This is a genomic window from Ruegeria sp. BF6 (genome assembly GCF_056538665.1).
Genome location: NZ_JBQFTN010000001.1, coordinates 569,767 through 593,695, shown reverse-complemented (window position 1 = coordinate 593,695; position 23,929 = coordinate 569,767). Strand labels below are relative to the sequence as shown.

The window sequence follows — 23,929 nt, the reverse complement described above, 5'->3', positions numbered from 1 at the left end:
TTACTATGGCACAGGCCATGAAAATCGCCATTGTGGATGACGAACAGGACATGCGCCAGTCGATCAGCCAGTGGCTGGCACTGTCGGGATATGACACCGAGACCTTTTCCAGCGCCGAGGATGCGCTGAAAGTGTTGGGGCCGGACTATCCGGGCATTGTCATCTCGGACATCAAAATGCCCGGTATGGACGGCATTCAGTTGCTGAAAAAGCTGATGGGGGCCGACAGCACTTTGCCGGTCATCATGATCACCGGTCACGGTGACGTACCCATGGCGGTTGAGGCGATGCGCGTGGGCGCGTTCGATTTCCTTGAAAAACCCTTTAACCCGGATCGGATGTCCGAACTGGCCAAGCGCGCCAGCAATGCCCGCCGTCTGACATTGGACAACCGGGCACTGCGGCGCGAGCTGTCAGGTGGCACGCAGATCATGAACAAGCTGATCGGCGCCAGCCCGGTGATGGAGCGTCTGCGCGAGGATATCCTGGACCTGGGGCAAGCGGACGGTCATGTCCTGATTGATGGTGAAACGGGCACCGGTAAAACGCTGGTCGCGCACGCGCTGCACGCGGTTGGCAGCCGGGCAGGCAAGAAATTCGTTCTGGTGTCCTGCGCGGCGCTTGAGGAAGACGTTCTGTCGAAACGCCTCTTTGGCCCGATGATGCCCGAGGATACGCAGTTGCCCGCCATTGAAGAGGCGCGCGGGGGGACGCTGGTTCTGGAGGATGTCGAGGCGCTGAGTGACACGCTGCAGGCCCGCTTGCTGAGTGTCATGAATGATCAGGGCACGCCGGCGGAAACGCGGATCGTTGCGATTTCCAACCTGCAAGAGGCCGGAAAGACCAGCGAAGACGTACTGCGCCCGGACCTGTTCTATCGCCTAGCCGCGCTGCGGATCACCATGCCGCCCCTGCGCCAGCGGGGCGAGGATATTCTGACGCTGTTCACCCGTCTCAGCGAGCAGTTTGCCGAGGAATACGGATGTGATGCGCCCCAGGTCAGTGCTCAGGAAGCTGCGCAACTGTTGCAGGCCCCGTGGCCGGGCAATGTACGCCAGTTGATCAACATCGCAGAACGCGCCGTGCTACAGTCGCGCCGCGGCTCGGGCACGATTGCGTCGCTGCTGATGTCGGATCACGAGGAAATGCAGCCGGTGATGACGACCGAGGGCAAACCGCTCAAGGAATATGTCGAAGCGTTCGAGCGGATGCTGATTGATAACACGATGCGCCGTCACAAGGGCTCGATTGCCTCGGTGATGGATGAACTGTGTTTGCCGCGGCGAACGCTGAACGAAAAGATGGCTAAATACGGTCTGCAGCGTTCGGATTATCTGTGATCAGGCAGGGGGCTCTGCCCCCGCCGCCCTTCTGGCGCTCCCCCGGGAAAATATTTTACCAGATAAAGATATCCTGAGCAGTGTTCAGGACCTCTGATGCAGTTTGCCCATTGTCTTTTCCACAGGACTGCTTTTATTGTGTCCGAACGGGCCGGGCCTTTTTGTGCCCCTAAGCCCCGAATCTTTGAGTTTCGCTGCTTTGCCGCGGATGGTGACAATCCCACGAGGCAAAGCAGACCGATTGTGCCCCAGATTGGGGCAGATGAACGCCTGAGCCCGTTTTTTCGGGCAAAAGGAATAAATGGGCAGGTCGCGGCAAACCGCGCCTGTCGGAGAAGAACCGCGATGACGCGCGCGCAACGAACGAATATACGGGCAGGGGGCCACAGCGCCAAACCCTGCCGCGCGCCGTCCGATATCGCCCTGACAAGACACCACCCCAAAAGCGCCTGTCCTCCCGGACGGGCCAGGACAACGCGTTTGGCGCGGTGCACCAAGGACACATGGCTAAGAAAATGCTTATCGATGCCACCCACGCGGAGGAAACTCGCGTTGTGGTGGTCGACGGAAACAAGGTTGAGGAGTTTGACTTTGAATCCGAAAACAAACGCCAGCTTGCCGGCAACATCTATCTTGCAAAAGTAACACGGGTCGAACCGTCGCTGCAGGCGGCTTTTGTTGATTATGGCGGGAACCGGCACGGTTTCCTCGCGTTCTCGGAAATTCACCCGGATTACTACCAGATCCCTGTCGCCGACCGCGAAGCGCTCATGGAAGAAGAGCGCGCCTATGCCGAGGCGATGAAGGCGCGGGATGAAGCCGAAGAGAGCAAGCCCAGGAAGCGCCGCTCGCGGTCGCGCACCAAGGCGGCGGACGTGAAATCCGACGATCCGGTCGAAACAATTGAAGTTTCCTCCGAACCGTCGGGCATGGAAACAATCGACCTGGATGAAGGTGAAGAGGGCGCTGATCTGACGGTTCCCGAAGGCACCTCTCCGATGGACCATGTCGCTGAGACGCCGGTTGAAGAGCCTGTTGATGAAGCGGAGGTGTCGGAAGAAGCCGAAGCTCCTGCTGCGGAAGTTGAGGTTGCGGAAGAACCCTCTGCCGAGGCTGAGGAAGACGTGACTGGCACGTCGGAAGAAGCGTCTGCGGAAGCCGAAGAGTCTCAAGGTGAAGTGGTTGGGGCATCTGCCGACGCTGATGCCGAGAGTGCCGCAGATGATGTGGACGTTGCCGAGGAAGCAGCGGCTGACGAAGTCGCAGCGGACGAAAGCAAAACTGAGGCTGACGACGACGAGGCGGAAGTAGAGTCTCGCCCGGACGCGACCGCCAAGGATGACAGCATCGAGTCGGTGGCCGATGAGGATGACATCGAGGACATTCGCCCGCCGCGCAAGCCGCGTCCGCGCCGCTACAAGATTCAGGAAGTCATCAAGGTGCGTCAGGTTCTGCTGGTGCAGGTCGTCAAGGAGGAGCGCGGCAACAAAGGTGCAGCGCTGACCACTTATCTGTCGCTGGCTGGTCGCTACTGCGTTCTGATGCCCAACACCGCACGCGGGGGCGGGATCAGCCGCAAGATCACCAATGCGCCGGATCGTAAGAAGCTGAAGGAAATCGCCTCGGAAATCGACGTTCCAAGCGGTGCAGGCCTGATCATTAGAACAGCCGGTGCCAAGCGCACCAAATCCGAGATCAAGCGCGATTATGAATACCTGCAGCGCATGTGGGAGCAGATCCGCGAACTGACGCTGAAATCCATTGCGCCCGCCAAGATTTATGAAGAGGGCGACCTGATCAAACGCTCGATCCGCGACCTGTATAATCGCGAGATTGACGAGGTTCTGGTCGAGGGCGAAGGCGGTTACCGTATCGCCAAGGACTTCATGAAGATGATCATGCCGTCCCACGCCAAGAACGTGAGACGGTATGAGGACGCGCTGCCTCTGTTCGCGCGCTATCAGGTTGAGAGCTACCTGACCGGTATGTTCAACCCGACGGTGCAGCTTAAATCCGGCGGCTACATCGTGATCGGCGTCACTGAGGCGCTGGTGGCGATCGACGTGAACTCGGGTCGGGCGACGAAAGAAGGCTCGATCGAGGAAACCGCGCTCAAGACCAACCTTGAGGCCGCTGAAGAGGTAGCCCGCCAATTGCGTCTGCGTGACTTGGCCGGTCTGATCGTGATCGATTTCATCGATATGGACGAGCGCAAGAACAACGCAGCCGTCGAAAAGCGTTTGAAGGATAAGCTCAAGACCGACCGCGCGCGAATTCAGGTCGGCCGGATTTCCGGCTTTGGCTTGATGGAGATGAGCCGTCAGCGCCTGCGTCCAGGTATGCTTGAAGCGACCACGCAGCCTTGCCCGGCCTGTCATGGTACCGGTCTGATCCGTTCGGATGACAATATGGCACTGTCGATCCTGCGACAGATCGAAGAAGAGGGCACCCGCCGCCGCTCGCGCGAAGTTCTGGTGCGCTGCCCGGTCAGCATTGCCAACTTCCTGATGAACCAGAAGCGCGAGCATATCGCGCAGATCGAAGCGCGCTATGGACTTTCGGTCCGGGTCGAAGGTGATGTGCACCTCGTCAGCCCCGATTTCTCGATGGAGAAGTTCAAGACCGCCAGCCGTGTTGTGCCCGAGGCCAGTGCGCCGGTTGTTTCGGTGGACGCCTCGCTGATGGATTTGGTGGACGCGGACGAAGAAGAGGCTGTCGTCGAAGAAACCGTTCAGGCCGAGGAAGAATCCAAGCCCAAACGCAAGCGTCGCCGTCGTCGCCGCAAGAAGAGCAATGCTGGCGGAGAAGGCTCCGAGACCGACACCGGGATTGAGGAAGAGGCCTCAGCTGAGGCGGCGGATGAATCCGCGTCCGAACCCGAGGCGGAAGAGGCCGTTCAGGAAGAGAAGCCGGAAAAACCCAAACGTCGCCGGGCTCCGCGCCGCAAGAAGAAGGACGCGGAACCTGTGGAAGTGGTCGAAGAAAGCCCAGCAGAGGCCGAAGTTGAGGCGGCAGAGGAAGCCGTCGCGCCTGAAGGCGAGCCGGTGACTGAACCCGAAGCGGAACAGGTGAGCGAAGAACCCGAACCGGTTGCGGCCACGGCGGAGCCGGCTGCGGAAGAAGTCCCGGAACCTGAACCTCAGGAGACAAGCGAACCAGCAACGGAAGAGGTGTCTGAAACCGTTTCTGAAAATGTGGAAACGGTAGAGATCGAAACCGCGGTGGAAGTGGAAGAAGTGGTCGAGGAGACCCCCGAACCCGTGCTTGAAGTTGTCGCGGAAGAGCCCGAACAGCCCGGCGAACCGGCCAAACCGAAACGGCGTGGCTGGTGGTCTTTGGGGCAGTAAGAAAGCCGTCAGTGGGGTTACCCACGCAATAATCTTCGAGAACGCGTTGGCTTACGTCGACGCGTTTTCTTTTTATTGTTCTGTGGGTTGCAGGAGATTTCGAATTAGTAATGGAGCGAGCGTGTAATGGCGTATTTGCAGGGTCACACAACGCAAAAGGTCAAGCAGAACCAGCGGAGCCTCAAGGATGATTACGCTCACTTCAATAAACTGTTTCATGAGCGGATTAAACTCGAGGATGAGCTTGAGAACGCTCAGACTTCTTTGGCTTCCCGCCAATGCGCTATGGAGGCACGCATGGCGCGCGAGGACTTCCAGATGTCGTTGCTGGATGAGGTCTATGGGGAAGCTGAAAACCCTGCACGGCAATCGGCGTACACCGACGATGTGGATTTCAAAATTCCAATTGGGGATCGGAAGGGAGAGATCTTCACGCAAGCCGACTTTGTATTCCTGACGAAACACGCGAAAGTTTGAAACGACAAGTTCGCGTCAAAATGGAAGGGAGATGCAAAGAACTAGGTCGAATTCCTGCAGGAAAAGATTCCAATCTAATCGGTGGGCCGAAGTTTCGGAACGTGAGGCTCCCCTGAACTTTTGCCTCAGCCGGCTTTTTGAATGAGATACACCTGATGCCCGTCCACGTCCTCTTGCGACAACAACTGGTGCCCGCTTTCGGCGCAGAAATGCGGAACGTCGATGATGGCGGCCGGATCGTCGGCCAAAATGCGCAAAACAGCCCCTGAGGGCATGGATTTAAGGCGTTTTCTGGCTTTCAGGACGGGCAAGGGACACAGAAGACCCAGCGCATCCAGCGTTTCGGTGGGATTTGACATGAGGGTCAGATATTTCCACTTTGCCGGACTGTCCAGCGCCCATGCACGGGGATGTGACCGAATGGCCCCGTGACGTGGCCGGTTTGATACCCTATGTGCTGATCCATGTTCGGAATTGATATCATCGACGCGGGCTTGCTGCCTGCCATGTTCATCGCGATGCTGGGTGGGCTGATCAGCTTTCTGTCGCCCTGCGTGTTGCCCATCGTGCCGCCCTATCTGGCGTATATGAGCGGCGTGACGATCAACGAGATGCAGGATGAGGCAGCGGCGCGGCGCAAGGCGACCCTGTCCGCGTTGTTCTTTGTGCTGGGCCTGTCGACAGTGTTCCTGCTGCTTGGGTTCACGGCTTCGGCCTTTGGGGCGTTTGTGCTGCAGAATCAGGTTCTGTTTGCCAAGTTGTCCGGCGCAGTCGTGATCATCTTTGGCCTGCATTTCCTGAACGTGTTCCGCATTCCCTTCCTGGATCGCGAGGCGCGGATCGACGCGGGCGACTCAGGTGGCTCGGTCTTTGGTGCCTATATTCTGGGTCTGGCCTTTGCATTTGGCTGGACTCCGTGCATTGGGCCTCAGCTCGGCGCAATCCTGTCGCTGGCGGCGTCAGAGGCCTCGGTTGCGCGGGGAACTCTGCTGCTGGGTGTTTATGCCGCAGGGCTGGGGATTCCGTTCCTGCTGGCGGCCATGTTCCTGAACCGGTCGATGTCGGTCATGAACCGGATCAAGCCCCATATGGGTACGATCGAGAAGGTCATGGGTGGTTTGCTTTTGTTCGTCGGCATTATGCTGATCACCGGCCTGTTCACCGAATTCAGCTGGTGGCTGCTGGAGACCTTCCCGGCGCTGGCCAATTTCGGGTGATGTACTGATCCGGCTTACCTTGGCGGTAAGGCTGCGCTAACCTGCGCCGCAGAAGGTAAGGGCATGAGCGGTCACACAAATCAGCCTCGGGTATGCAGGCGTCGGGTGTTTTACATCCCCGGCTATGATCCGATTCACCCACGCCGATATCGTGAGCTGTACCGCAAGGAAAGTCGGGCTCAGGCCGAGATTTCCGGTTATGAGATTTCGATTTCTCCAAAGTCCGGTGAAGAACCATACGGTTGGCATGTCCGATCACATCAGGACGGCGCGGACATCGAGGCGGATATCGACGTTCTGGTCTGGTCGGATATCGTGCGCGAGAGCATGTCAAACTCGATCCCTGCGACCTATGTGCAGCTTTTGCGCACAGCATGGACTTATATCGGATCAGGTACATTGTGGCGCCTTATGCGGCTGCGGAAGGGGCCGGTGATCGCCGCGCTTTATCCCGTTGGGATGCTGATTGTGCAGTTGGCTTTGGCGTTTCTCGTACTCTGGGCAATGACCGCACTACTATGGGCCATTGCGGGGTGGCTGGCCTTGGTGCCAGCAGTTGCGGCGGCATATGCCTTGCTGCAATGGTTCCGAAAAATCGACAACCGCCTGTTTGCCTATTACCTGATGCATGACTACGCCTATTCGGCAGCGCAGAAAGGGGCGGTTCCAGCCGAACTGAAGGCCCGCTTGGGCGGGTTTGGCGCACATATTCAGAACGCACTTGAGGCGGATGTGGATGAGGTTCTGGTTGTCGGTCATTCCTCGGGCGCGCATCTTGGGGTGATGGTTCTGGCCGATCTGATCCGCGAAGGCGGGATGTTTGATACTGGGCCGGCATTGTCCTTCCTCACATTGGGGCAAGTGGTGCCCATGGTTTCGTTTCTGCCCGAAGCCGAAGACCTGCGCACTGATCTGCAATTCCTGTCCGAACAACCAGGCATCACCTGGGTCGACGTGTCTGCGCCGGGCGACGGCTGCGCGTTTGCCCTCTGTGATCCGGTGGGTGTCAGCGGTGTTGCAACCGACCAGAAACGTTGGCCTTTGGTTCTTTCAGCCGCCTTTACGCAAACCTTGTCGCCGGAACGCTGGCAAGAGCTGCGCTGGCGCTTTTTCCGGCTGCATTTCCAGTATCTTTGCGCGTTCGATCGCCCCAAAGAGTACGACTATTTCCGCATTACTGCAGGTCCTTTGACTTTGGGACAGAGGTTTGATGGCCGCGTTCCGTCGAAATCGCGCATCGAACAATCAGTCTCGAAATACAGGTCGGTACGTATATGAAGCCGCCAAAGCCAACACCCCGCCCGGACAAGGTTTCGCTATGGCGGTACCTGAAACTGTTCCGCAAGGATTTGCTGTCGGCGCAGCCACAGCGGCTCTATCGCGCGTGGATGGCCGAATTTCGCACGCCGTTCTTCCGGTCCTACATGATCAACCAGCCCGAGCTTGTGGATACGGTTCTCAGGAAACGTCCCGATGATTTTCCCAAATCCGGTCGTATCAGCGAGGGGTTGCGGCCGCTGCTGGGTGACTCGGTCTTTCTGACCAATGGAGAGACGTGGAAACGGCAGCGACGGATCATCGACCCGGCCTTTGAGGGTGGTCGGTTGAAGGATACCTTTCCGGCCATGCTGCAGGCCGCCGAAGCGTGCGTTGCGCGGTTGCGAGGGCAGGCGGGGCAGGTGATCGAATGCGAGGAACTCACCAGCCACGCTGCGGCGGATGTGATTTTCCGAACCTTGTTCTCGGTTCCGATCGAACATGAGGTGGCCGCGCAGGTGTTCGAGAAGTTTCGGGCCTATCAGCGGCAGCAACCCTTGTTGAATCTGGCGGCGTTTGTTCCCTTGCCGCGTTGGGTGCCGCGCTTGCACGCACGGAATACGCGGCGGAATGCCAAGGCTATTCGCGCGTTGATCACGGGTCTGACGGCAGAACGAGCCAGGCTGATCGCCGAGGGGGAGGCACCCGACGATCTTGCCACCAAGATCATGACCACGCCCGATCCCGAAACCGGGCAGTGCTTTGACACCCAAGAAATGGTCGATCAGGTTGCCATCTTTTTTCTGGCAGGGCACGAAACCAGCGCATCGGCGTTGGCCTGGACCATGTACCTGATGGCGCTTTACCCCGACTGGCAGGAAAAGCTGAGCGCTGAGGCGCAGGTTTTGGATGATCCCGATTTTGGCACCGTGTCCAAGCTGCGGCTTAGCCGGGATGTGTTTCGCGAAGCGCTGCGCCTTTACCCACCCGTACCGATGATGGTGCGCGAAGCGACCTGTCCGGAACAGTTCCGGGGTAGGGATGTGGCCCGTGGATCGCAGATTGTCGTAAGTCCATGGCACCTACACCGGCAGGAACGCCTTTGGAACCGTCCTGACGAGTTCGATCCGACCCGTTGGAGCACCGAAAACGGCAAGACCTGTCAGCGGCAGGCATTCATTCCGTTTTCTGCAGGGCCCCGTGTTTGTACCGGCGCCGGGTTCGCCATGGTCGAGGGGCCTCTGTTATTGTCGATGCTGCTACGGCACTTCCGGTTCGAGGTGGTAGAAGGGCGCATTCCCATTCCGGAGGCACATCTGACGGTGCGGTCGAAGGAAGGGATATGGTTGCGCGTGGTTGAGCGCTAACAAACTACCATCGCCTTGCGCCTTGCTGTATGCGATGGAAAAACGCGGAATCATTATTGAACGGGAAAGTCTTATGTCCAAAGCAGAACAGCGCGAGCAGATGTCCAACGGCGCGGGTTTCATTGCAGCCCTGGATCAAAGTGGCGGCTCGACACCCAAAGCGCTGGCGCTTTATGGGGTAGAGGCTACTGAGTATAACTCAGACGAAGAGATGTTCGGTGAAATCCAGAAAATGCGCGCTCGCATCATTCTGGCTGACGACTTTACCAAGGACAAAGTGATCGGTGCGATCCTGTTTGAACGCACCCTGGGCGAGGAAATCGATGGCCGCAAAGTTGCTGATTACCTGTGGTCGCAAAAAGGTATCGTACCGTTCCTGAAAATCGACAAAGGTCTGGAAGATCAAGCCAACGGTGTTCAGATGATGAAACCTATCCCTGGGCTGGCGGAAACGCTGGCCAAAGCGGAAGGCGTTTTTGGCACCAAAGAACGGTCGGTGATCCATGAGGCCAACGCGGAAGGCATCGCAGCTGTGGTTGCACAGCAATTCGATGTCGCGCGCGAGGTTGTTGCCGCGGGCATGGTTCCGATCGTCGAACCCGAAGTAAACATCAACTCGGCCACCAAGGCCGAGGCCGAGGATATTCTGAAGACCGAAATCCTGAAGAATCTCGATCAATTGGACGAGGGGCAGGACATCATGCTGAAGCTGACGCTGCCCACCAAAGCTAACTTGTTTGACGAAGTAGCGGACCACCCACGCGTTGTCCGCGTTGTAGCCTTGTCTGGTGGTTATTCGACCGAGCAAGCCTGCGATCTGCTGAACCAGAACGGCAAGATGATTGCATCCTTCTCGCGTGCGCTGACCGAAGGCCTGTCAAAACAGCAATCAGACGCCGAGTTCAATGCGGCACTGGGCGGCAACATCGACAAAATTTTCCGCGCCTCGATCTAAAAGGCGCTATTCCGGCTTGGTGAATTCGCGGCGCATCTGCGCCGCTTTTTCACGCATGGAACACCCAATGGCGTGGTCGTTCACCAACCCCATGGCCTGCATGAAGGCAAATACCGTTGTCGGCCCGACAAACTTCCAACCGCGTTTCTTCAAGTCCTTCGACATCGCGATTGATTCCGCCGAGGTCGATGCGGTTTGTGGATCGGGCGGGTTGTCTGCCTCGTATCGCCAGAAATAAGCGGCAAGCGATCCTTCCGTCGCTACAAGCTCTTGCGCGCGGCGCGCGTTATTGATGACAGCCTCGATTTTTCCGCGATGTCGAATGATGCCCGCGTCCTGTAACAGGCGTTCAAAATCAGCTTCACCAAACGCAGCTACAGCATAGAAATCGAATTGGTTAAACGCTTTGCGAAAGTTTTCGCGTTTTGCCAGGATCGTGCGCCAACTGAGGCCCGATTGAAAGCTCTCCAGACACAGTTTTTCGAACAGGCGTCGGTCATCTGCTACCGGGTAGCCCCATTCAGTGTCGTGGTATTGAAAGAACTCGGGGGCTGCCTGACACCACGCGCAGCGCGGTTGCCCGTCCGGACCGGAAACGATTTTGGACATGGAAACCTCAGTTCAAAAGAAAGTTCAGGCGGTTGTCTGCGCGGGCCGGTTCCATCTCAAGAATTTCGGCCGTCACCACATTGGCAACAACAAAAGGATCCTGATTGACGAAATTGGAAACCTCATCTTGACTGTTCCCAACGGCCAAAACGCCACCACCTATGCCAGGTTTCAAACTCCCTGCGAGCAGGAACATACCCGTGTCGAATCCCTGCTTCAGCCAGGCGCGGTGTCCATCCATATATTCAGGGGCAAGATTTTTGTTCTCGGAAAAACGCAATAATATTATATACATGAGAAGCCCTATTCAGGTTGCATCAATTTGAGGTAGTAGATCGTTCAACCAGATATTCAGCTGCCGAACCTCACGGTCTAAGAAGGCTTCGTCTTGATAAGCCTGTGCGAGGGACGAGATTCCCTGGGTTTGTGCCAACAAACGCATAGCCAGTTCCGGCGCATCTTCCGAAAGGCCGGCCATAGAAAACTGTCGTTCCAGCCAGTCTCGAAACAGGTCGAACAACAGGTTGGCGTCGTCTTGCGCAGCATGTTCTAGCTTGGACAACTCGGTACACAGTGTTCCGACCGGACAGCCATAACGCACTATCTTTGCGCGGTTCATGATCATAATTCCGATAAACTGTCGGATGCGCTGTTTCGGATCCGGGAAGTCCTGCTTCCAATCGTCCAGCATCTGTTTTGTCCTGCTTAACCGCAGGTCTATCACAGCCTTGAGAATTTGATCCTTTGTCTTGAAATGATAATAAAAATTTCCGCGAGAGATGCGGACCGCCTTGGCGATTTCGGCAAATGACGTCTGTGCGAAACCGTTTTGATAAAACAGTTCATCCGCGACCTGAACAATTTGCTCGCTGGTACTGCGATCTGGCATTTAACGGCACTCTCCCGCTCTAGGACACTTGTCCTAAAGTGATGTTAGGACAAGTGTCCTAGAGCGTCAACTCAATTCGAATCTACGAAGATGAGGCGTCACGATAGCAATTGAGGATGTAAACCCGTATGGCCGAAGCCAATCCCACCTCAGGGTCTCGTTCAACGTCAATCTCAGCTGCCAAGGCGTTAATTGCAATACCTTTAGACTTGGCGATGTTGCGAAAGGCATGCCAGAATTCGTCCTCAAGGGACACTGAGGTTCGATGACCTTTCAGAGTTAATGATCGTTTGACCGGGCGACCGCTCATTCTTCCAACTCTCGATCATCCAACTCGCGGCGCTGTTTTTCCCGCTCGAACTTGGCCTTGGTCTTTTCGACCTTGCTGCGGCCGAATTTGACAGAGTTCCGATCAGCACGGGCCTTTTTTTTGGCCCGCGCTTTTTCTTTTCGATACCGGTTCAGATTGACCGGTTTGCTCATTTGTCTTTCGGGCCGATCATATGTTCGGGGCGGACAACGGCGTCAAAGGTCTCTTCATCGACAAAGCCCAGCGCGATGGCCTCTTCCTTGAGGGTCGTGCCGTTCTTGTGCGCCGTCTTGGCGACAGTGGTGGCGTTGTCATAGCCGATGGTCGGTGCCAGAGCGGTCACCAGCATCAGCGATTCCTTCATCAGCTTGTCGATGCGCGGCTCATTGGCCTTTATGCCCAGCAGCATCCGCTCGGTAAAGCTGTCGGTGGCGTCGCCCAGCAGCTGGATGGACTGCAGCAGGTTGTAAGACATCATCGGGTTGTACACGTTCAACTGGAAGTGCCCCTGCGATCCGGCAAACTTCATCGCCGCGTCGTTACCCATCACATGAGCAGCGACTTGCGTCAGCGCTTCGGCCTGCGTTGGATTCACCTTGCCGGGCATGATCGACGAGCCGGGTTCGTTTTCCGGCAGGATCAGCTCACCCAGACCCGAGCGGGGACCAGAACCCAACAGGCGGATGTCGTTCGCGATCTTGTAGCAAGAACCCGCGATGGTTGCCAACGCGCCCGACAGGAAGACCATGGCGTCATGGGCTGCCAGAGCTTCGAACTTGTTCGGTGCGGTTACGAAGGGCAGGCCGGTGATGTCTGCCATGTTCTTGGCCACGGCCTCATCCCAGCCGTTGTGGGTGTTCAGACCGGTGCCAACGGCCGTACCGCCCTGAGCCAGTTCGTAAATTCCGGGCATCGAGGCGTGAACGCGGGCAATACCCTGACGGATCTGGTGCGCGTAACCACCGAATTCCTGCTCCAGCGTCAGTGGCGTTGCGTCCTGCGTGTGCGTGCGACCAATCTTGATGATGCCTGCGAACTCTTTCGCTTTGGCTTCCAGCGCTGTGGCGAATTTCTCAAGCCCCGGTAGCAGCACTTCACGAACGCTCATCGCGGTGGCGATATGCATGGCCGTAGGAAATGTGTCATTCGAGGATTGACCCATGTTGCAGTGGTCGTTCGGGTGCACCGGGTCTTTTGATCCGATCACGCCACCCAGGATTTCAATCGCGCGGTTGGCGATGACCTCGTTCGAGTTCATGTTGGATTGGGTGCCTGAACCGGTCTGCCAGACGACCAGAGGGAAGTTGTCGTCAAACTTGCCTTCGATCACCTCACCAGCGGCTTGAATGACGGCATCCGCAATTCTCGCATCCAGTTTGCCGATAGCCTTGTTCTCTATTGCGCAGGCTTTCTTGATCACGCCCAGCGCGCGCACGATGGCAACGGGCTGCTTTTCCCAGCCAATGGGGAAATTCATAATCGAACGCTGTGTCTGGGCACCCCAATACTTGTCGGCAGGGACTTCCAACGGGCCAAAGCTGTCGGATTCGGTGCGGGTCTGAGACATCGGTCACTCCGTAGTGTATGCAGTCGCATGCCGTTTACCCGTAACAGTGTCATCGTGCAATCGGCCAGTTGCGCGCACCATAAACTCAAGGGGGCCAGAGGTATAGCCGGAAGGGATTGGTAAATTCGGTCGGAAACGCATTGTGTACGCTATCGGGTCAGCTACAATAGGTGGATCATCTTGTTGGAGGCTAAGGTGGGCACATTGGTTCGAACTTATCCCCTGAAAATCATGGCCTTTTTATTGGGCATCTTGATTTCGTCCGCTTTAACTGGACTGAAAGCCCACGCGGCGGATATTGCCCCCTTTGTGGGCAGTTACGTCGGGTCTGCAAATGTCGTGGATGAAGACGGAAGCGAAACGCCCCGCGACATGAGCGTGTCAATTGAAGAGTTGAAAAACGGCTTCAATGTCAGTTGGACGACCACAACCTATAAGGCGGACGGTCGGGTAAAAGATCAGAAATTTTCAATAGATTTCAAGCAGTCGGACAGGTCCGACGTGTATTCCGCCGCGATGAAGCGCAACGTGTTCGGGCATGAGGTTCCGCTGGACCCGATGCAGGGCGAACCGTTTGTCTGGGGGCGGATCGAAGGTGACACCCTGACTGTGTTCTCGCTGTTTATCGGCGAGACGGGGAATTATGAGCTCCAGCAGTTCGACCGCACTCTGGCAGAGGGCGGTCTGGACCTGTCGTTTTCGCGGTTCCGGAATGGGGTAAAATCGCGATCGGTCGAAACGTTTCTGAAAAAGCAGTAGCGCCCGCCAGGTAGTTACTTGCGGAAACTGTCCAGCGAGACCACTTCGGCATCGTGGTGATCGGCTTCTTCTTCTACCTCGATCGATTCTTCGACGACGGGTTCGATTTCATCCTCATCCTCGGGGCTTTCAAAGCGCAACCCGAATTCAACCGAAGGGTCGACGAAGGTTTTAATCGACGCATAGGGGATATACAGCGGTTCCGGCGCATCGCCAAAATTCAGCGTGATCGAAAATCCGTTCTCGCCGACCTCAAGGTTCTCGAACCAGTGCTGCATAACGATGGTCATTTCCTCTGGGTACCGCTCACGCAGCCAGTCGGCCAGTTTGACGTCCTCCTGGCGAGTGTCGAACGTGATGAAGAAATGATGCGCCCCGGGCAGGCCATTATCGGAAACGCTGGTCAGAACGGTCTTGATGAGCCCGCGCATGGCGGTGTGCATCAGGTTCCCATAGTCGATGTCTTGCGACATGTGTCATCCTCAAAAGTGGTTACCCTCAGCATAGGGGATTTCATCGGAAACGAAAGACCGCCTGTGTGAGGATTGTTTAAACGTAATGCAGTCCGTTTCCTATCGCGGCCATGATCACCAATGTGGTTGCCATTCCAAATTTAAACTTAAAAATCAACAGCCCAGCGAGCATTGTTAGGATCAGCGCGGCGGGGTTGAGGGTGGTCAGCTCGGGCCAGGGCAGTGTCACAGGTCCCAATGATGCTTCGGGGATTTCATGAAACAGAACGTTCAGACTGAACCACAGGGACAGGTTGAGAATCACGCCCACAACAGCCGCAGTAATCCCGTGCAGGGCGGCGGACAATCTGGGACGGGCGGCCAGTTGGTCCAGATAAGGGGCCGCAAGAAAAATCCATAGAAAACAGGGAACAAATGTGGCCCATAGGGCAACGGCTCCGGCTGCGATCGCCAGGGATGCACCACCGCTCATCTGTCCGGTCAGCATGGCGACGAACTGGGTCACCAGAATCAGCGGTCCCGGAGTGGTCTCGGCCAGGCCCAGCGCGTCGATCATCTGGTCCGTGTTGACCCAATGGTACTTGTCCACGACGGTCTGGGTCATATAGGCAAGAACGGCGTAGGCTCCGCCAAAGGTGACAACGGCGAGGCGGGCGAAGAACCAGCCCAGATCGCTCAGAAGTTTTTGCCCCGTTAAGGTCAGTGCCAGCAGCGGGCCCAGCCACATTGCCAGCCAGAAGGCGGCAGTTTGGAACGTACCGGTGACTTTGGGGGCAGGGGGAAGGTCGTCCGCCCGTGCCTGACCGTCAAAAGTTACGTATCCCCAAATCGCTGCGGCCAGAATGATCAGCGGAAAGGGCAGGTTCAGCGCGAAGATGGCGAGGAAAGCAAGCCCTGCGATGGCGCGGTGCTGTGTATCCGTCAGCGTCTTGCGCGACAGGTTCCGAAGCGCCTGCAGGACGATCACGATTACCGTGGCTTTCACCCCCAGAAACCCGGCCTGAACCAAAGGCAAATCACCGAAGGCGGCGTACAGACCGACCAGAATTGCGATGACGCAGGCTCCGGGCAGCACGAACAAGGCCCCGGCGACCAAACCGCCGTTTACTCCGCGCAAACGCCAGCCTGCATAGGTTGCCAGCTGCATTGCCTCGGGACCCGGTAGCAACATGCACAGCGACAAGGCTCGCAGATAGGTCTGCTCGTCCAGCCAGGGACGTCTTTCGACCAGTTCCTGGTGCATAAGCGAAATCTGCGCTGCCGGGCCTCCGAAGGAAAGCAGGCCGATGCGGCTGAACACCCGGATGAGCTCCGCAATCGATGGCGTCATGATCTGCGATCCGTCGGCCAGTCGTGATGTTCGTCAAAACCGTCCCTTGCCCAACGATACAGGGCGTCATAAAGGTGCAGGCCCGCCTCTAGGTTCTGATGGTCGTCCCGGTATTGCCGCGACAGGCCCACCGATATCGCCAGCAAGCCGGCGGCCTCAGGCGCCAGATCATGACGGTTGGTGTCCGCAGCGCGGATCACCGTGGCCAGCCGGTCGAGGGCAGGGGTGTGCAACTGAAACTCGTCCAGCATGGTGTCAAAGGTGCAGCGGTCGTTTCGATGGGACCAGAACGCTTCCTCGATATCGAACGGTGTCGCATCGAAGGCTTGAGCGGTTGCTTCGACCTCGGACGGGGCTACGAACAGGAACTGCGCGTTGCGGTCCACGAAGCGGCGGATCAGCCACGGGCACGCGATCCGGTCGATTTTCGGCCGGTAGCGTGTTACCCAGACAGATCGCCCATCTTCCGTCGTTGGTAAAGCTGAGGCCGGTATCCGTGGGGTCTTCGCCATGTCGCGCCAACCATACATTCCGCCTTCCAGAAATTCGGCCTCACATCCTTTGCTACGCAGCCAGGACACGACGCCTTGGCTAAGCTTCTTGCCCTTTTGGCAAATGATGACGGCGTTACGATTGCCAATTCGGCGGGCAATGCCGTCGATATCCTTGGCCGAATGGCGAACGGCACCGGGGATAAGGTAGGGATCGGCCTCAAAATCCGGGTCCAAGCAAATATCGATCAAGACCGGTGCCTGCGGTGTTCCGATCAGGCGTAGCAACTGTTTTGGACTGATTGAACTGGGCGCGGGCATAGCATGTCTCCTGATGCAAACGGATACATGCGAAACTTGGGCTGGCGCCTCACGGGGCGTTCGCAATCTTACCCCATGGCCATTGCTTACGACCAAGCGCCTTAGGGGTCAAGATTGCGCTGCTGGTGTCAGGCCCAATCCAACCTTTGTCCGGTCATGCAGACAGGCAGGGTGTCTTGCGGAAACTGGCCGAGTTGTTCGAACAGAGAGATAAAGTCAAACTGGTTATAAGCCTCGACCATGCAGCCATCATTGATCCGGGCGATAACACTGCCGGTTGCCTGTAACGGAGCCCCATTATCTGCGCGGGTGGTGCTGACGTGAAGGATCGCGGAGACCCAATCACCGTCTTCGATAATCTTCGGAAGATCGACCTTGATATCCCCCAGCACATGCCGAAAGGCCATGACCAGATCGCGAAAATCATCCGCGCCGACCTGCATTTCTGGGATCAGCCCCTCGGCCATGGTGTCGGGGGCAAAGAACTGGTCGATGGCATCTGTGTTCCCGTTTTCCCAAACCTCGGCATACCAGTTTCTGAGTATATCTGCGTGTGACATCCCAGCTCTCCTTTTCCTGTTTGGCTGAGAATGAAGCGAAAGGATGAAGAAACCCTGAACGTGAACAAGATCACAGATAAACCGCAGACAAAAAGGGGGAAATGCAGGTTTCTGTTGCCAGGTACCTGCGAACCCCGCCTTACGCGGCTAGGCGCAAGGGCTTAAGTTTCGGTCTTGTTACTGCTTACGCAGCAACTGCAACCGGAGCACGATTGTCGTTTGCAATTGTACTGTTTTCGCCGGTAACGGTGGCAGACAGCCGAGACAAAGCTAACCCCTTTAGACGTTCGTCGATCCTGTTTCGGCCCCCCGATTCTGAAAGAGTTCCTCAAACGAAGGATTCTTCCAGAAGGTATATGGTGGAGCCGCCGGGTACCGCCCCCGGGTCCGATCCGCTTATTACGAGCGCGTTTATGTCCATAGTCCCGAAGGACATATCCTATATAGGTGAGCACACGCGCGGATGCAAACCGGGAAATTTCGGGAATGGTTAGCGTGAAAACAAACGATTAGGCGGATCTGTTAAAGTTTGCCAGAATCAACCACAACGCCAAGGCCAGTTCGATTCCCCCGAATGTCACCGCCTTGACCACAGGTGGGTTGTCCAGAATGACTGAAACGAACCGACCCAGTGCTGCGCCTGCGTAGACAACCCCAAGCATGGCATAACCCATCGGATTGTTCAGCCACAGCACGACTGCACCGGTCACAACGAACAGCCCACCGACCGAGGCGCGCATCTCGCTTAGCCCCATGTTGCTGTCGGTTGGTGTCAGATCCAGCGATGCGGCGGTAAATGCCGGGGCGAGGAAGCCGAACAAACCAAAGCCAATCGTTAGAAGAGCAGCAATTACGTTCAGCGTTGTAACCATTATACCTCCGTCATGCTGGCTTACGGTGTTGCTGTGCTACATCCCGCGCCAGTTTCCGCGTGTAGTTTTCCAACTCGATCAGCGCTGCGTCTGCTTTTACTGCATCGCGCGCTTCCAGTGCGTCGGCGATGCGATTGTGCAGGTCAATGATCTCTTGGCGGGATCGGGCCGTAAAGGTGATCATGTTCATCAGCGGCTGCATCGCCTCAACGGCACCGGCCAGTTGATAGGACAGAACCGGGTTCCCGGCCGCATCGACCAGTGCACGGTGAAAGGCGACATCCGAAGAACAGAACGCTTCATCCGTCAGGCCGGGTTGTGACTGACGGAAAATCTCGGTCCGCATGGTGGCGAGTTGATCGGCAGTGCGGCGTTGGGCAGAGAGCGGGGCGCAGGCACGTTCCAGCGCAAAGCGAGCCTCGCATGCAGTGTCGAAACTGATCGCGTTCATCGACAGCAGCAAGGTCGAAGTTGTGATTTGCTGCGAATAGGCGTCCTCAAAGCTGATCCGGTTCACAAAAGCGCCACCGCTGGCTCCGCGCTGGGTTCGGATAAGTGATTGCGCCGCAAGGCGTTTGAGGGCCTCGCGCACTGTAGGGCGCGAAACCTGGAACTGATCGGACAATTCAGCCTCGGATGGCAACCTTTCGTCCACGATCAGTTCGCCCGATATAATAGCGTCGCGTATGGCCTGAGCGATCTGCGCGGATAAATCTGAAGGTTTTTGAGGTACGATTTTCATGTTCCTGGGATCGCCGGCGAAATTTTATTTGTCTGACATTTAAAAGTCTGACATTTGAAATGCAAGGACTGAGTCGGGAGGAAAACGTGAGTCGCGCAGTTCTACGCAGCGGATTGTGGCTGGGATTCTACATTCTGATCCTTTGGGCTTGGTGGGTAATGTTCACCATGAGCCGCGACATGGATCTGGATTGGATCGGCAGGCCCGGTCCTATGGGTCAGGCTATGGCCGCCATGGATCCCCGTATGGACATGTATATGCCCATGGCCGAATTCGGCCCGCTGTTCTGGATGTGGGCGATCATGATGGCTGCGATGATGCTGCCGACATTGGTGCCGACCCTGCGCAGCTACGACGACCTGATCTGCAGCGCCAATGGCACCCGAGCAGGTTGGATCGGTGTGCTGGCTGGGTATTTCGTCGTCTGGGTGGGTTTTGCCGCTTTGATCACCAGTGTTCAACTGGGTCTGCTTTTCGGCGGCTTCGTCGATATGCTGGGCATCGCCAAGTCCGCTTTGTTTGCAGGTGGGCTGATGATCTTGGTCGGAGCTTTTCAGTTCACCCGCGCGAAAGAGGTTTGTCACGGCGTATGTCACGCTCCTATGACCTATTTCCTGGGCCACTGGAAAACCGGGTTTACGGGCGGTCTGCGTATGGGGCTTGCGCTTGGCGCGTTCTGCGTTGGGTGCTGCTGGGGCTTTATGGCGCTTGGGTTTGTTGGTGGTGTCATGAGCTTGCTCTGGATGGGCCTCGCGACACTGTTCATGGTTTTGGAGAAACTGCCTCAAATCGGGCACGCGGTGACGCGGCCAATGGGGTTTGCACTGATCGCAGGGGGGCTTGCCCTGCTGGTCTATCCCTTTGCTTACGGAGGATAAGTATATGGCTAAAAACAGGAAACCTGAGGCCGACAGGCTGCCGATCAGCCAACGCATTGACAGCCGTATGCCCAATCCCAAACGGCGCGAAATGAGCCCGACGGACTGGGCCATCAAGGGTGAACTGATCCTGAACTGCTCGTGCGATGTGTTCTGTCCCTGCGTTGTGTCTCTGGGCGCGCACCCTCCGACTGAAGGGCATTGCCACGCCTGGATGGGCGTCATCATCGACGAAGGCCATTACGAGGGCGAGGATCTGTCGGGCCTGAACGTGGGTCTGCTTGTCGACATTCCGGGCCGCATGGGAGAGGGCCAGTGGAAAGTCGCGGCCTATGTGGACGAACGCGCCAGCGGAAAGGCTTATAACGGGTTGCTGCAGATTTTCAGCGGCCAGGCAGGTGGCACAACCGGTCTATTCACCATGCTGGTGAGTGAAATCATCGGGGCCGAGCGGGCTCCGGTCCAGATCGAGCGTGACGGCAATAAGCGTCGGATCGTGATTGGCCGCAAGATTCAGGGTGAGATTGAAATGTTGGCTGGTAAGGATCCTGAGCATCCGGTGATGGTATCGAACTCGAAATACTGGATGGGTCCCGACATCATCGTGGCACGCGGCACCAAGTCCAAGGTGCGCGACTATGGCCGTGTTTGGGATTTTGGTGGCAAGTCTGCGGAGATCTGCCCGATCGACTGGCACGGTCCAAAATGATGATCACAGGCGCCTATGCACTGGAAATGGCGCGGTACAACCGATGGCAAAACAAGCAGTTATCGGGGTTTCTGCAATCACTCGCGCCCGAAGAGCTGACTAAGGAACGCGGTGCATTCTTCGGCTCGATCATGGGAACGGCCAACCATTTGCTTTGGGGCAATTGGATTTGGGTGTCCCGTTTTGACAAAGGAGCAGGTCCGGGAGGCGGTATACCTGAAAGCGTTTCGCTATGTGCCGATCTGGTTGATTGGTTGCCTTTGTGCGAAACAGTGGATGCCCGTATCGCTGAATGGGCGGGATCGTTGGTAGATGCGCCATTGACCGGTGATTTCACCTGGTTCTCGGCCGCAAAAGAAGCTGATGTTACATTGCCTTACGCGCAATGTGTGATCCACATGTTCAACCACCAGACCCACCATCGTGGACAGTTGCACCAGATGCTGACCGAAACCGGATCAGCCGCGCCTGTCAGTGATCTGGTCTTTATGCCGAAGGAGGCCTGAATGCCGCAGATTTCCATGTCACGCCGGTTGCGGCGGACACCGTTCTCTGACGGGGTCGAGGCCGCCGGGGTCAAGGGATACACGGTTTATAACCGAATGCTGTTGCCGACGGTTTTTGAAAGCGTCGAGGCGGATTACCGTCACCTGAAGTCCCATGTACAGGTTTGGGATGTGTCTTGCGAAAGGCAGGTCGAGTTGCGTGGTCCGGATGCCGCCAGGCTAATGCAAATGCTGACGCCGCGCGATCTGCGAGGGATGCTGCCGGGGCAATGCTTTTACGTACCCATCGTCGATGAAACCGGTGGGATGCTGAACGATCCGGTGGCGGTGAAACTGTCCGATGATCGCTGGTGGATTTCCATCGCCGACAGTGACCTCTTGCTGTGGGTCAAAGGAATCGCCAACGGGTATAGACTGGATGTTCTGGTGGACGAGCCGGACGTGTCGCCGCTAGCGGTACAGGGGCCGAAGGCGGATGACCTGATGTCACGCGTCTTTGGCGATCGGGTGCGCGATATCCGGTTCTTCAAGTTCGACATGTTCGAATTTGAGGGCCGCGATCTGGCGGTGGCGCGATCAGGGTATTCCAAACAGGGCGGGTTTGAGATTTACGTCGAGGGTTCCGACATCGGGATGCCGCTGTGGAACGCTCTGTTTGCTGCAGGCGAGGACCTGCAGGTGCGTGCGGGCTGTCCCAACCTGATTGAGCGGATCGAGGGCGGGTTGTTGTCTTATGGCAATGACATGACCGACGATAACACACCGCATGAGTGCGGTTTGGGCAAGTTCTGCAACACGCATACGGCTATTGGGTGCATCGGGCGCGATGCCTTGCTGCGTGTGGCCAAGGAAGGCCCGGTACAGCAGATTCGTCCGATTGCCATCGAAGGCGATGTCGTGCCGCCCTGTGACCGTCCGTGGCCGGTAGTTGCCGGTGGAAAACGGGTGGGGCAGGTGACCTCGGCAGCTTGGTCTCCGGACTTTTCGATCAACGTGTCGATTGGAATGCTGCGGTTGAGTCATTGGGACGCCGGAACAGTTGTTGAGGTCGAAACGCCTGACGGTATGCGCCGCGCAACAGTGCAGGAGCGGTTCTGGATTTGATTGCGGTAGGGGGCGCTGCCCCGTCGCTGTGCGACGCCCTCGGGAATTTTTAGCCAGGTGAAGATTGCGATCTGGCCATGAAAAAACGAAAGGAAATAAGATGTTCAACGCATTGGTCATGGAGAAGGATGAAGAAAGCGGACTGGCCAGCCCGTCGGTGAAACAGCTTTCGCTTGATGATCTGCCTAAGGGTGAGGTCACGGTGGCTGTCGAGTACTCGACGGTGAATTACAAGGATGGATTGTGCACGTCCGCCAAGGGTGGCGGCTTGGTGCGCTCTTACCCGCACGTGCCGGGGATAGATTATGCCGGCACGGTCGAGGCGTCCTCGGACGATCGCTATAAGCCCGGTGACAAGGTGGTTCTGACCGGCTGGCGCGTGGGTGAGGCTCATTGGGGTGGCTATTCGCAAAAGGCGAATGCCCGAGCCGATTGGCTGGTTCCTTTGCCCGAAGGGTTGGATGCGCGGCAGGCGATGGCCGTGGGCACGGCCGGTTTTACGGCGATGCTGGCGGTCATGGCGCTGGAAGATCACGGCATGACAACCAACCACGGTCCGGTTCTGGTGACTGGGGCAGCGGGTGGCGTGGGCTCGGTGGCAACTGCCATTCTGGCCAATCTGGGCTATGAGGTTGCGGCCGTCACCGGGCGCCCTGAAACGGGTGACTACCTGAAGTCTCTGGGGGCCAGCACCATCGTGCCACGTGTGGAATTGAACGAGACCACCAAACGCCCGCTGGAAAGCGAAACCTGGGCCGGTTGCGTCGATGCGGTTGGTGGCGAGATGCTGGCGCGTGTGCTGGGACAAATGAAATACGGCGCGTCGGTTGCGGCCGTGGGTCTGGCCGGAGGTGCGGCTCTGCCTGCAACGGTGATTCCGTTCCTGCTGCGCGGGGTCAATCTATTGGGCATCGACAGCGTGATGCAGCCCTATGAAAACCGCGTACGCGCCTGGCAGCGCATCGCAACGGACCTACCCATGGACAAGCTGGAAGCGATGGTTCACCCTGCAACCCTAAGTGATCTTCCGCAATTGGGAGCCGATATCCTGAAAGGTCAGGTTCAGGGTCGCGTCGTTGTCGACGTAAACGCCTGATCGACAGGGCTTGCACCCGGACCGGTTGCCCTGAGCGCAGATCGGTCCGGGTGTCATTGAAACTCCCAGAAAATGCCGGAAACACCTCTGGTCATTGGCGCAATTCCGCATCATCATTGCTATACATCCCAACTGCGATGGCTTATGAGCCATGCAAACAGCACCTGAAGACGGGGGAGTGAGCAGCATGTCTGATGATTTCGAACTGGATACTGATGATCTGAAACGGCGCATGGAAGGCGCCATGTCCAACCTCAGAACCGAATTTGCCTCGCTTCGGACTGGTCGGGCGTCAGCCTCTATGCTGGAACCGGTTATGGTCGATGCTTATGGCTCGATGACACCGATCAATCAGGTTGGAACGGTCAACGTGCCCGAGCCGCGTATGGTTACGGTCAATGTCTGGGACAAGGGTTTGGTCGGCAAAGTCGAAAAGGCCATTCGTGAAAGCGGACTGGGAATCAACCCTCAGCTGAACGGAACTATCATCATGCTGCCAATTCCGGAGCTGAACGAAGAGCGTCGCCGCGAATTGGGTAAGGTCGCCGGCCAATACGCCGAGCACGCGCGGGTTTCGATCCGCAACGTTCGCCGTGACGGAATGGATCAGGTCAAGAAGGCCAAGGCAGACGGCATGTCCGAGGACGATCAGAAGTTTTGGGAAACTGAAGTTCAGGATCTGACTGACGAGATGATCAAATCTGTAGATGCCGCGCTTGAGACCAAGCAGGCAGAGATCATGCAGGTCTGAGA

27 protein-coding genes and 1 other RNA gene are annotated in these 23,929 nt (G+C 57.1%); 14 read left to right on the top strand and 14 right to left on the bottom strand.

The annotated features are described in order from the left end of the window. Window positions 1-5: 5 nt before the first annotated feature. The 3 genes from ACR0IM_RS03015 (at window position 6) to ACR0IM_RS03005 (ending at window position 5,164) form a co-directional block, all read left to right on the top strand. Complete coding sequence (locus tag ACR0IM_RS03015; RefSeq protein WP_480590839.1) at window positions 6-1,340, top strand: sigma-54-dependent transcriptional regulator; 1,335 nt, start codon at window positions 6-8, stop codon at window positions 1,338-1,340. Between the two features lie 503 nt (window positions 1,341-1,843). Further along, on the top strand, window positions 1,844-4,687 hold the full coding sequence (locus ACR0IM_RS03010; protein WP_480680774.1) for an Rne/Rng family ribonuclease: 2,844 nt from the start codon (window positions 1,844-1,846) through the stop codon (window positions 4,685-4,687). A gap of 126 nt (window positions 4,688-4,813) precedes the next feature. Continuing rightward, the gene (locus tag ACR0IM_RS03005) at window positions 4,814-5,164 is read left to right on the top strand and encodes a hypothetical protein (protein WP_480680773.1); all 351 of its coding nucleotides are present in this window, start codon (window positions 4,814-4,816) and stop codon (window positions 5,162-5,164) included. Between the two features lie 125 nt (window positions 5,165-5,289). On the opposite strand, the gene ACR0IM_RS03000 is transcribed toward ACR0IM_RS03005, so the two are convergent. Further along, window positions 5,290-5,523, bottom strand: coding sequence for a sulfurtransferase TusA family protein (locus ACR0IM_RS03000; RefSeq protein WP_480680772.1), 234 nt, complete (start codon window positions 5,521-5,523; stop codon window positions 5,290-5,292). A gap of 105 nt (window positions 5,524-5,628) precedes the next feature. Between ACR0IM_RS03000 and ACR0IM_RS02995 the strand changes: the two genes are divergently transcribed. From ACR0IM_RS02995 to ACR0IM_RS02980, 4 genes are all read left to right on the top strand, one after another. Next, on the top strand, window positions 5,629-6,381 hold the full coding sequence (locus ACR0IM_RS02995; protein WP_480590846.1) for a cytochrome c biogenesis CcdA family protein: 753 nt from the start codon (window positions 5,629-5,631) through the stop codon (window positions 6,379-6,381). Between the two features lie 63 nt (window positions 6,382-6,444). Further along, entirely contained in the window at window positions 6,445-7,659 is a 1,215-nt protein-coding gene (locus ACR0IM_RS02990) for a hypothetical protein (RefSeq protein WP_480640447.1), read from the top strand. Continuing rightward, the gene (locus ACR0IM_RS02985) at window positions 7,656-9,005 is read left to right on the top strand and encodes a cytochrome P450 (protein WP_480680771.1); all 1,350 of its coding nucleotides are present in this window, start codon (window positions 7,656-7,658) and stop codon (window positions 9,003-9,005) included. The genes ACR0IM_RS02990 and ACR0IM_RS02985 overlap by 4 nt, the downstream gene beginning before the upstream one ends. A gap of 73 nt (window positions 9,006-9,078) precedes the next feature. Continuing rightward, on the top strand, window positions 9,079-9,960 hold the full coding sequence (locus ACR0IM_RS02980; RefSeq protein WP_480590852.1) for a fructose bisphosphate aldolase: 882 nt from the start codon (window positions 9,079-9,081) through the stop codon (window positions 9,958-9,960). 6 nt (window positions 9,961-9,966) lie between these two features. On the opposite strand, the gene ACR0IM_RS02975 is transcribed toward ACR0IM_RS02980, so the two are convergent. The 6 genes from ACR0IM_RS02975 to fumC all read right to left on the bottom strand — a co-directional run bounded on the left by ACR0IM_RS02975 (window position 9,967) and on the right by fumC (window position 13,335). After that, window positions 9,967-10,569: a DNA-3-methyladenine glycosylase I gene (locus ACR0IM_RS02975; RefSeq protein ID WP_480680770.1), complete on the bottom strand. Its 603-nt coding sequence runs from the start codon at window positions 10,567-10,569 to the stop codon at window positions 9,967-9,969. A gap of 7 nt (window positions 10,570-10,576) precedes the next feature. After that, window positions 10,577-10,864, bottom strand: a complete 288-nt coding sequence (locus ACR0IM_RS02970; RefSeq protein ID WP_480590856.1) for a YciI family protein — start codon at window positions 10,862-10,864, stop codon at window positions 10,577-10,579. Window positions 10,865-10,876: 12 nt separating this feature from the next. Further along, window positions 10,877-11,458 (bottom strand): TetR/AcrR family transcriptional regulator, encoded by a 582-nt coding sequence (locus ACR0IM_RS02965; protein ID WP_480590858.1) that lies wholly within the window; start codon window positions 11,456-11,458, stop codon window positions 10,877-10,879. Window positions 11,459-11,540: 82 nt separating this feature from the next. After that, window positions 11,541-11,768 carry a ribbon-helix-helix domain-containing protein gene (locus ACR0IM_RS02960; protein WP_480590860.1) on the bottom strand — a complete coding sequence of 76 codons (228 nt, stop codon included), beginning with the start codon at window positions 11,766-11,768 and terminating at the stop codon, window positions 11,541-11,543. Continuing rightward, the gene (locus ACR0IM_RS02955; RefSeq protein WP_480680768.1) at window positions 11,765-11,941 is read right to left on the bottom strand and encodes a DUF4169 family protein; all 177 of its coding nucleotides are present in this window, start codon (window positions 11,939-11,941) and stop codon (window positions 11,765-11,767) included. Before ACR0IM_RS02955 ends, ACR0IM_RS02960 begins: the two co-directional genes overlap by 4 nt. After that, entirely contained in the window at window positions 11,938-13,335 is a 1,398-nt protein-coding gene (fumC, locus tag ACR0IM_RS02950; RefSeq protein ID WP_480680767.1) for a class II fumarate hydratase, read from the bottom strand. The genes ACR0IM_RS02955 and fumC overlap by 4 nt, the downstream gene beginning before the upstream one ends. Before the next feature lie 231 nt (window positions 13,336-13,566). On the opposite strand from fumC, the gene ACR0IM_RS02945 reads away from it, so the two are divergent. Continuing rightward, window positions 13,567-14,094 carry a hypothetical protein gene (locus tag ACR0IM_RS02945; RefSeq protein WP_480591089.1) on the top strand — a complete coding sequence of 176 codons (528 nt, stop codon included), beginning with the start codon at window positions 13,567-13,569 and terminating at the stop codon, window positions 14,092-14,094. Window positions 14,095-14,108: 14 nt separating this feature from the next. On the opposite strand, the gene ACR0IM_RS02940 is transcribed toward ACR0IM_RS02945, so the two are convergent. The 7 genes from ACR0IM_RS02940 to ACR0IM_RS02910 all read right to left on the bottom strand — a co-directional run bounded on the left by ACR0IM_RS02940 (window position 14,109) and on the right by ACR0IM_RS02910 (window position 18,883). Further along, a complete protein-coding gene (locus ACR0IM_RS02940) occupies window positions 14,109-14,567 on the bottom strand; it encodes an SspB family protein (RefSeq protein WP_480640439.1) in 459 nt (152 codons plus the stop codon). Window positions 14,568-14,643: 76 nt separating this feature from the next. Next, the gene (chrA, locus tag ACR0IM_RS02935; RefSeq protein ID WP_480680766.1) at window positions 14,644-15,897 is read right to left on the bottom strand and encodes a chromate efflux transporter; all 1,254 of its coding nucleotides are present in this window, start codon (window positions 15,895-15,897) and stop codon (window positions 14,644-14,646) included. Next, entirely contained in the window at window positions 15,894-16,709 is an 816-nt protein-coding gene (locus ACR0IM_RS02930) for a chromate resistance protein ChrB domain-containing protein (protein ID WP_480640437.1), read from the bottom strand. The genes chrA and ACR0IM_RS02930 overlap by 4 nt, the downstream gene beginning before the upstream one ends. A gap of 128 nt (window positions 16,710-16,837) precedes the next feature. After that, window positions 16,838-17,269 (bottom strand): ester cyclase, encoded by a 432-nt coding sequence (locus tag ACR0IM_RS02925; RefSeq protein WP_480590871.1) that lies wholly within the window; start codon window positions 17,267-17,269, stop codon window positions 16,838-16,840. 100 nt (window positions 17,270-17,369) lie between these two features. Continuing rightward, window positions 17,370-17,742, bottom strand: a transfer-messenger RNA (tmRNA) gene (ssrA, locus tag ACR0IM_RS02920). Between the two features lie 36 nt (window positions 17,743-17,778). Further along, window positions 17,779-18,141 (bottom strand): DUF4345 family protein, encoded by a 363-nt coding sequence (locus ACR0IM_RS02915; RefSeq protein ID WP_480640436.1) that lies wholly within the window; start codon window positions 18,139-18,141, stop codon window positions 17,779-17,781. 10 nt (window positions 18,142-18,151) lie between these two features. Further along, window positions 18,152-18,883, bottom strand: coding sequence for a FadR/GntR family transcriptional regulator (locus ACR0IM_RS02910; protein WP_480590874.1), 732 nt, complete (start codon window positions 18,881-18,883; stop codon window positions 18,152-18,154). An 86-nt stretch (window positions 18,884-18,969) separates the two neighbouring features. Between ACR0IM_RS02910 and ACR0IM_RS02905 the strand changes: the two genes are divergently transcribed. From ACR0IM_RS02905 to frr, 6 genes are all read left to right on the top strand, one after another. Continuing rightward, window positions 18,970-19,761 carry a DUF2182 domain-containing protein gene (locus ACR0IM_RS02905; protein WP_480680765.1) on the top strand — a complete coding sequence of 264 codons (792 nt, stop codon included), beginning with the start codon at window positions 18,970-18,972 and terminating at the stop codon, window positions 19,759-19,761. A gap of 4 nt (window positions 19,762-19,765) precedes the next feature. Continuing rightward, entirely contained in the window at window positions 19,766-20,470 is a 705-nt protein-coding gene (locus tag ACR0IM_RS02900) for a DUF1326 domain-containing protein (protein ID WP_170324851.1), read from the top strand. Then, window positions 20,467-20,976 carry a DinB family protein gene (locus ACR0IM_RS02895; RefSeq protein WP_480680764.1) on the top strand — a complete coding sequence of 170 codons (510 nt, stop codon included), beginning with the start codon at window positions 20,467-20,469 and terminating at the stop codon, window positions 20,974-20,976. The genes ACR0IM_RS02900 and ACR0IM_RS02895 overlap by 4 nt, the downstream gene beginning before the upstream one ends. Beyond that, on the top strand, window positions 20,977-22,080 hold the full coding sequence (locus ACR0IM_RS02890; RefSeq protein WP_480640432.1) for a dimethylsulfoniopropionate demethylase: 1,104 nt from the start codon (window positions 20,977-20,979) through the stop codon (window positions 22,078-22,080). A 100-nt stretch (window positions 22,081-22,180) separates the two neighbouring features. Beyond that, a complete protein-coding gene (acuI, locus tag ACR0IM_RS02885; RefSeq protein WP_480680762.1) occupies window positions 22,181-23,176 on the top strand; it encodes an acryloyl-CoA reductase in 996 nt (331 codons plus the stop codon). Window positions 23,177-23,363: 187 nt separating this feature from the next. Further along, window positions 23,364-23,927: a ribosome recycling factor gene (gene frr / locus ACR0IM_RS02880; RefSeq protein ID WP_480590883.1), complete on the top strand. Its 564-nt coding sequence runs from the start codon at window positions 23,364-23,366 to the stop codon at window positions 23,925-23,927. The last annotated feature ends 2 nt before the right edge of the window (window positions 23,928-23,929 follow it).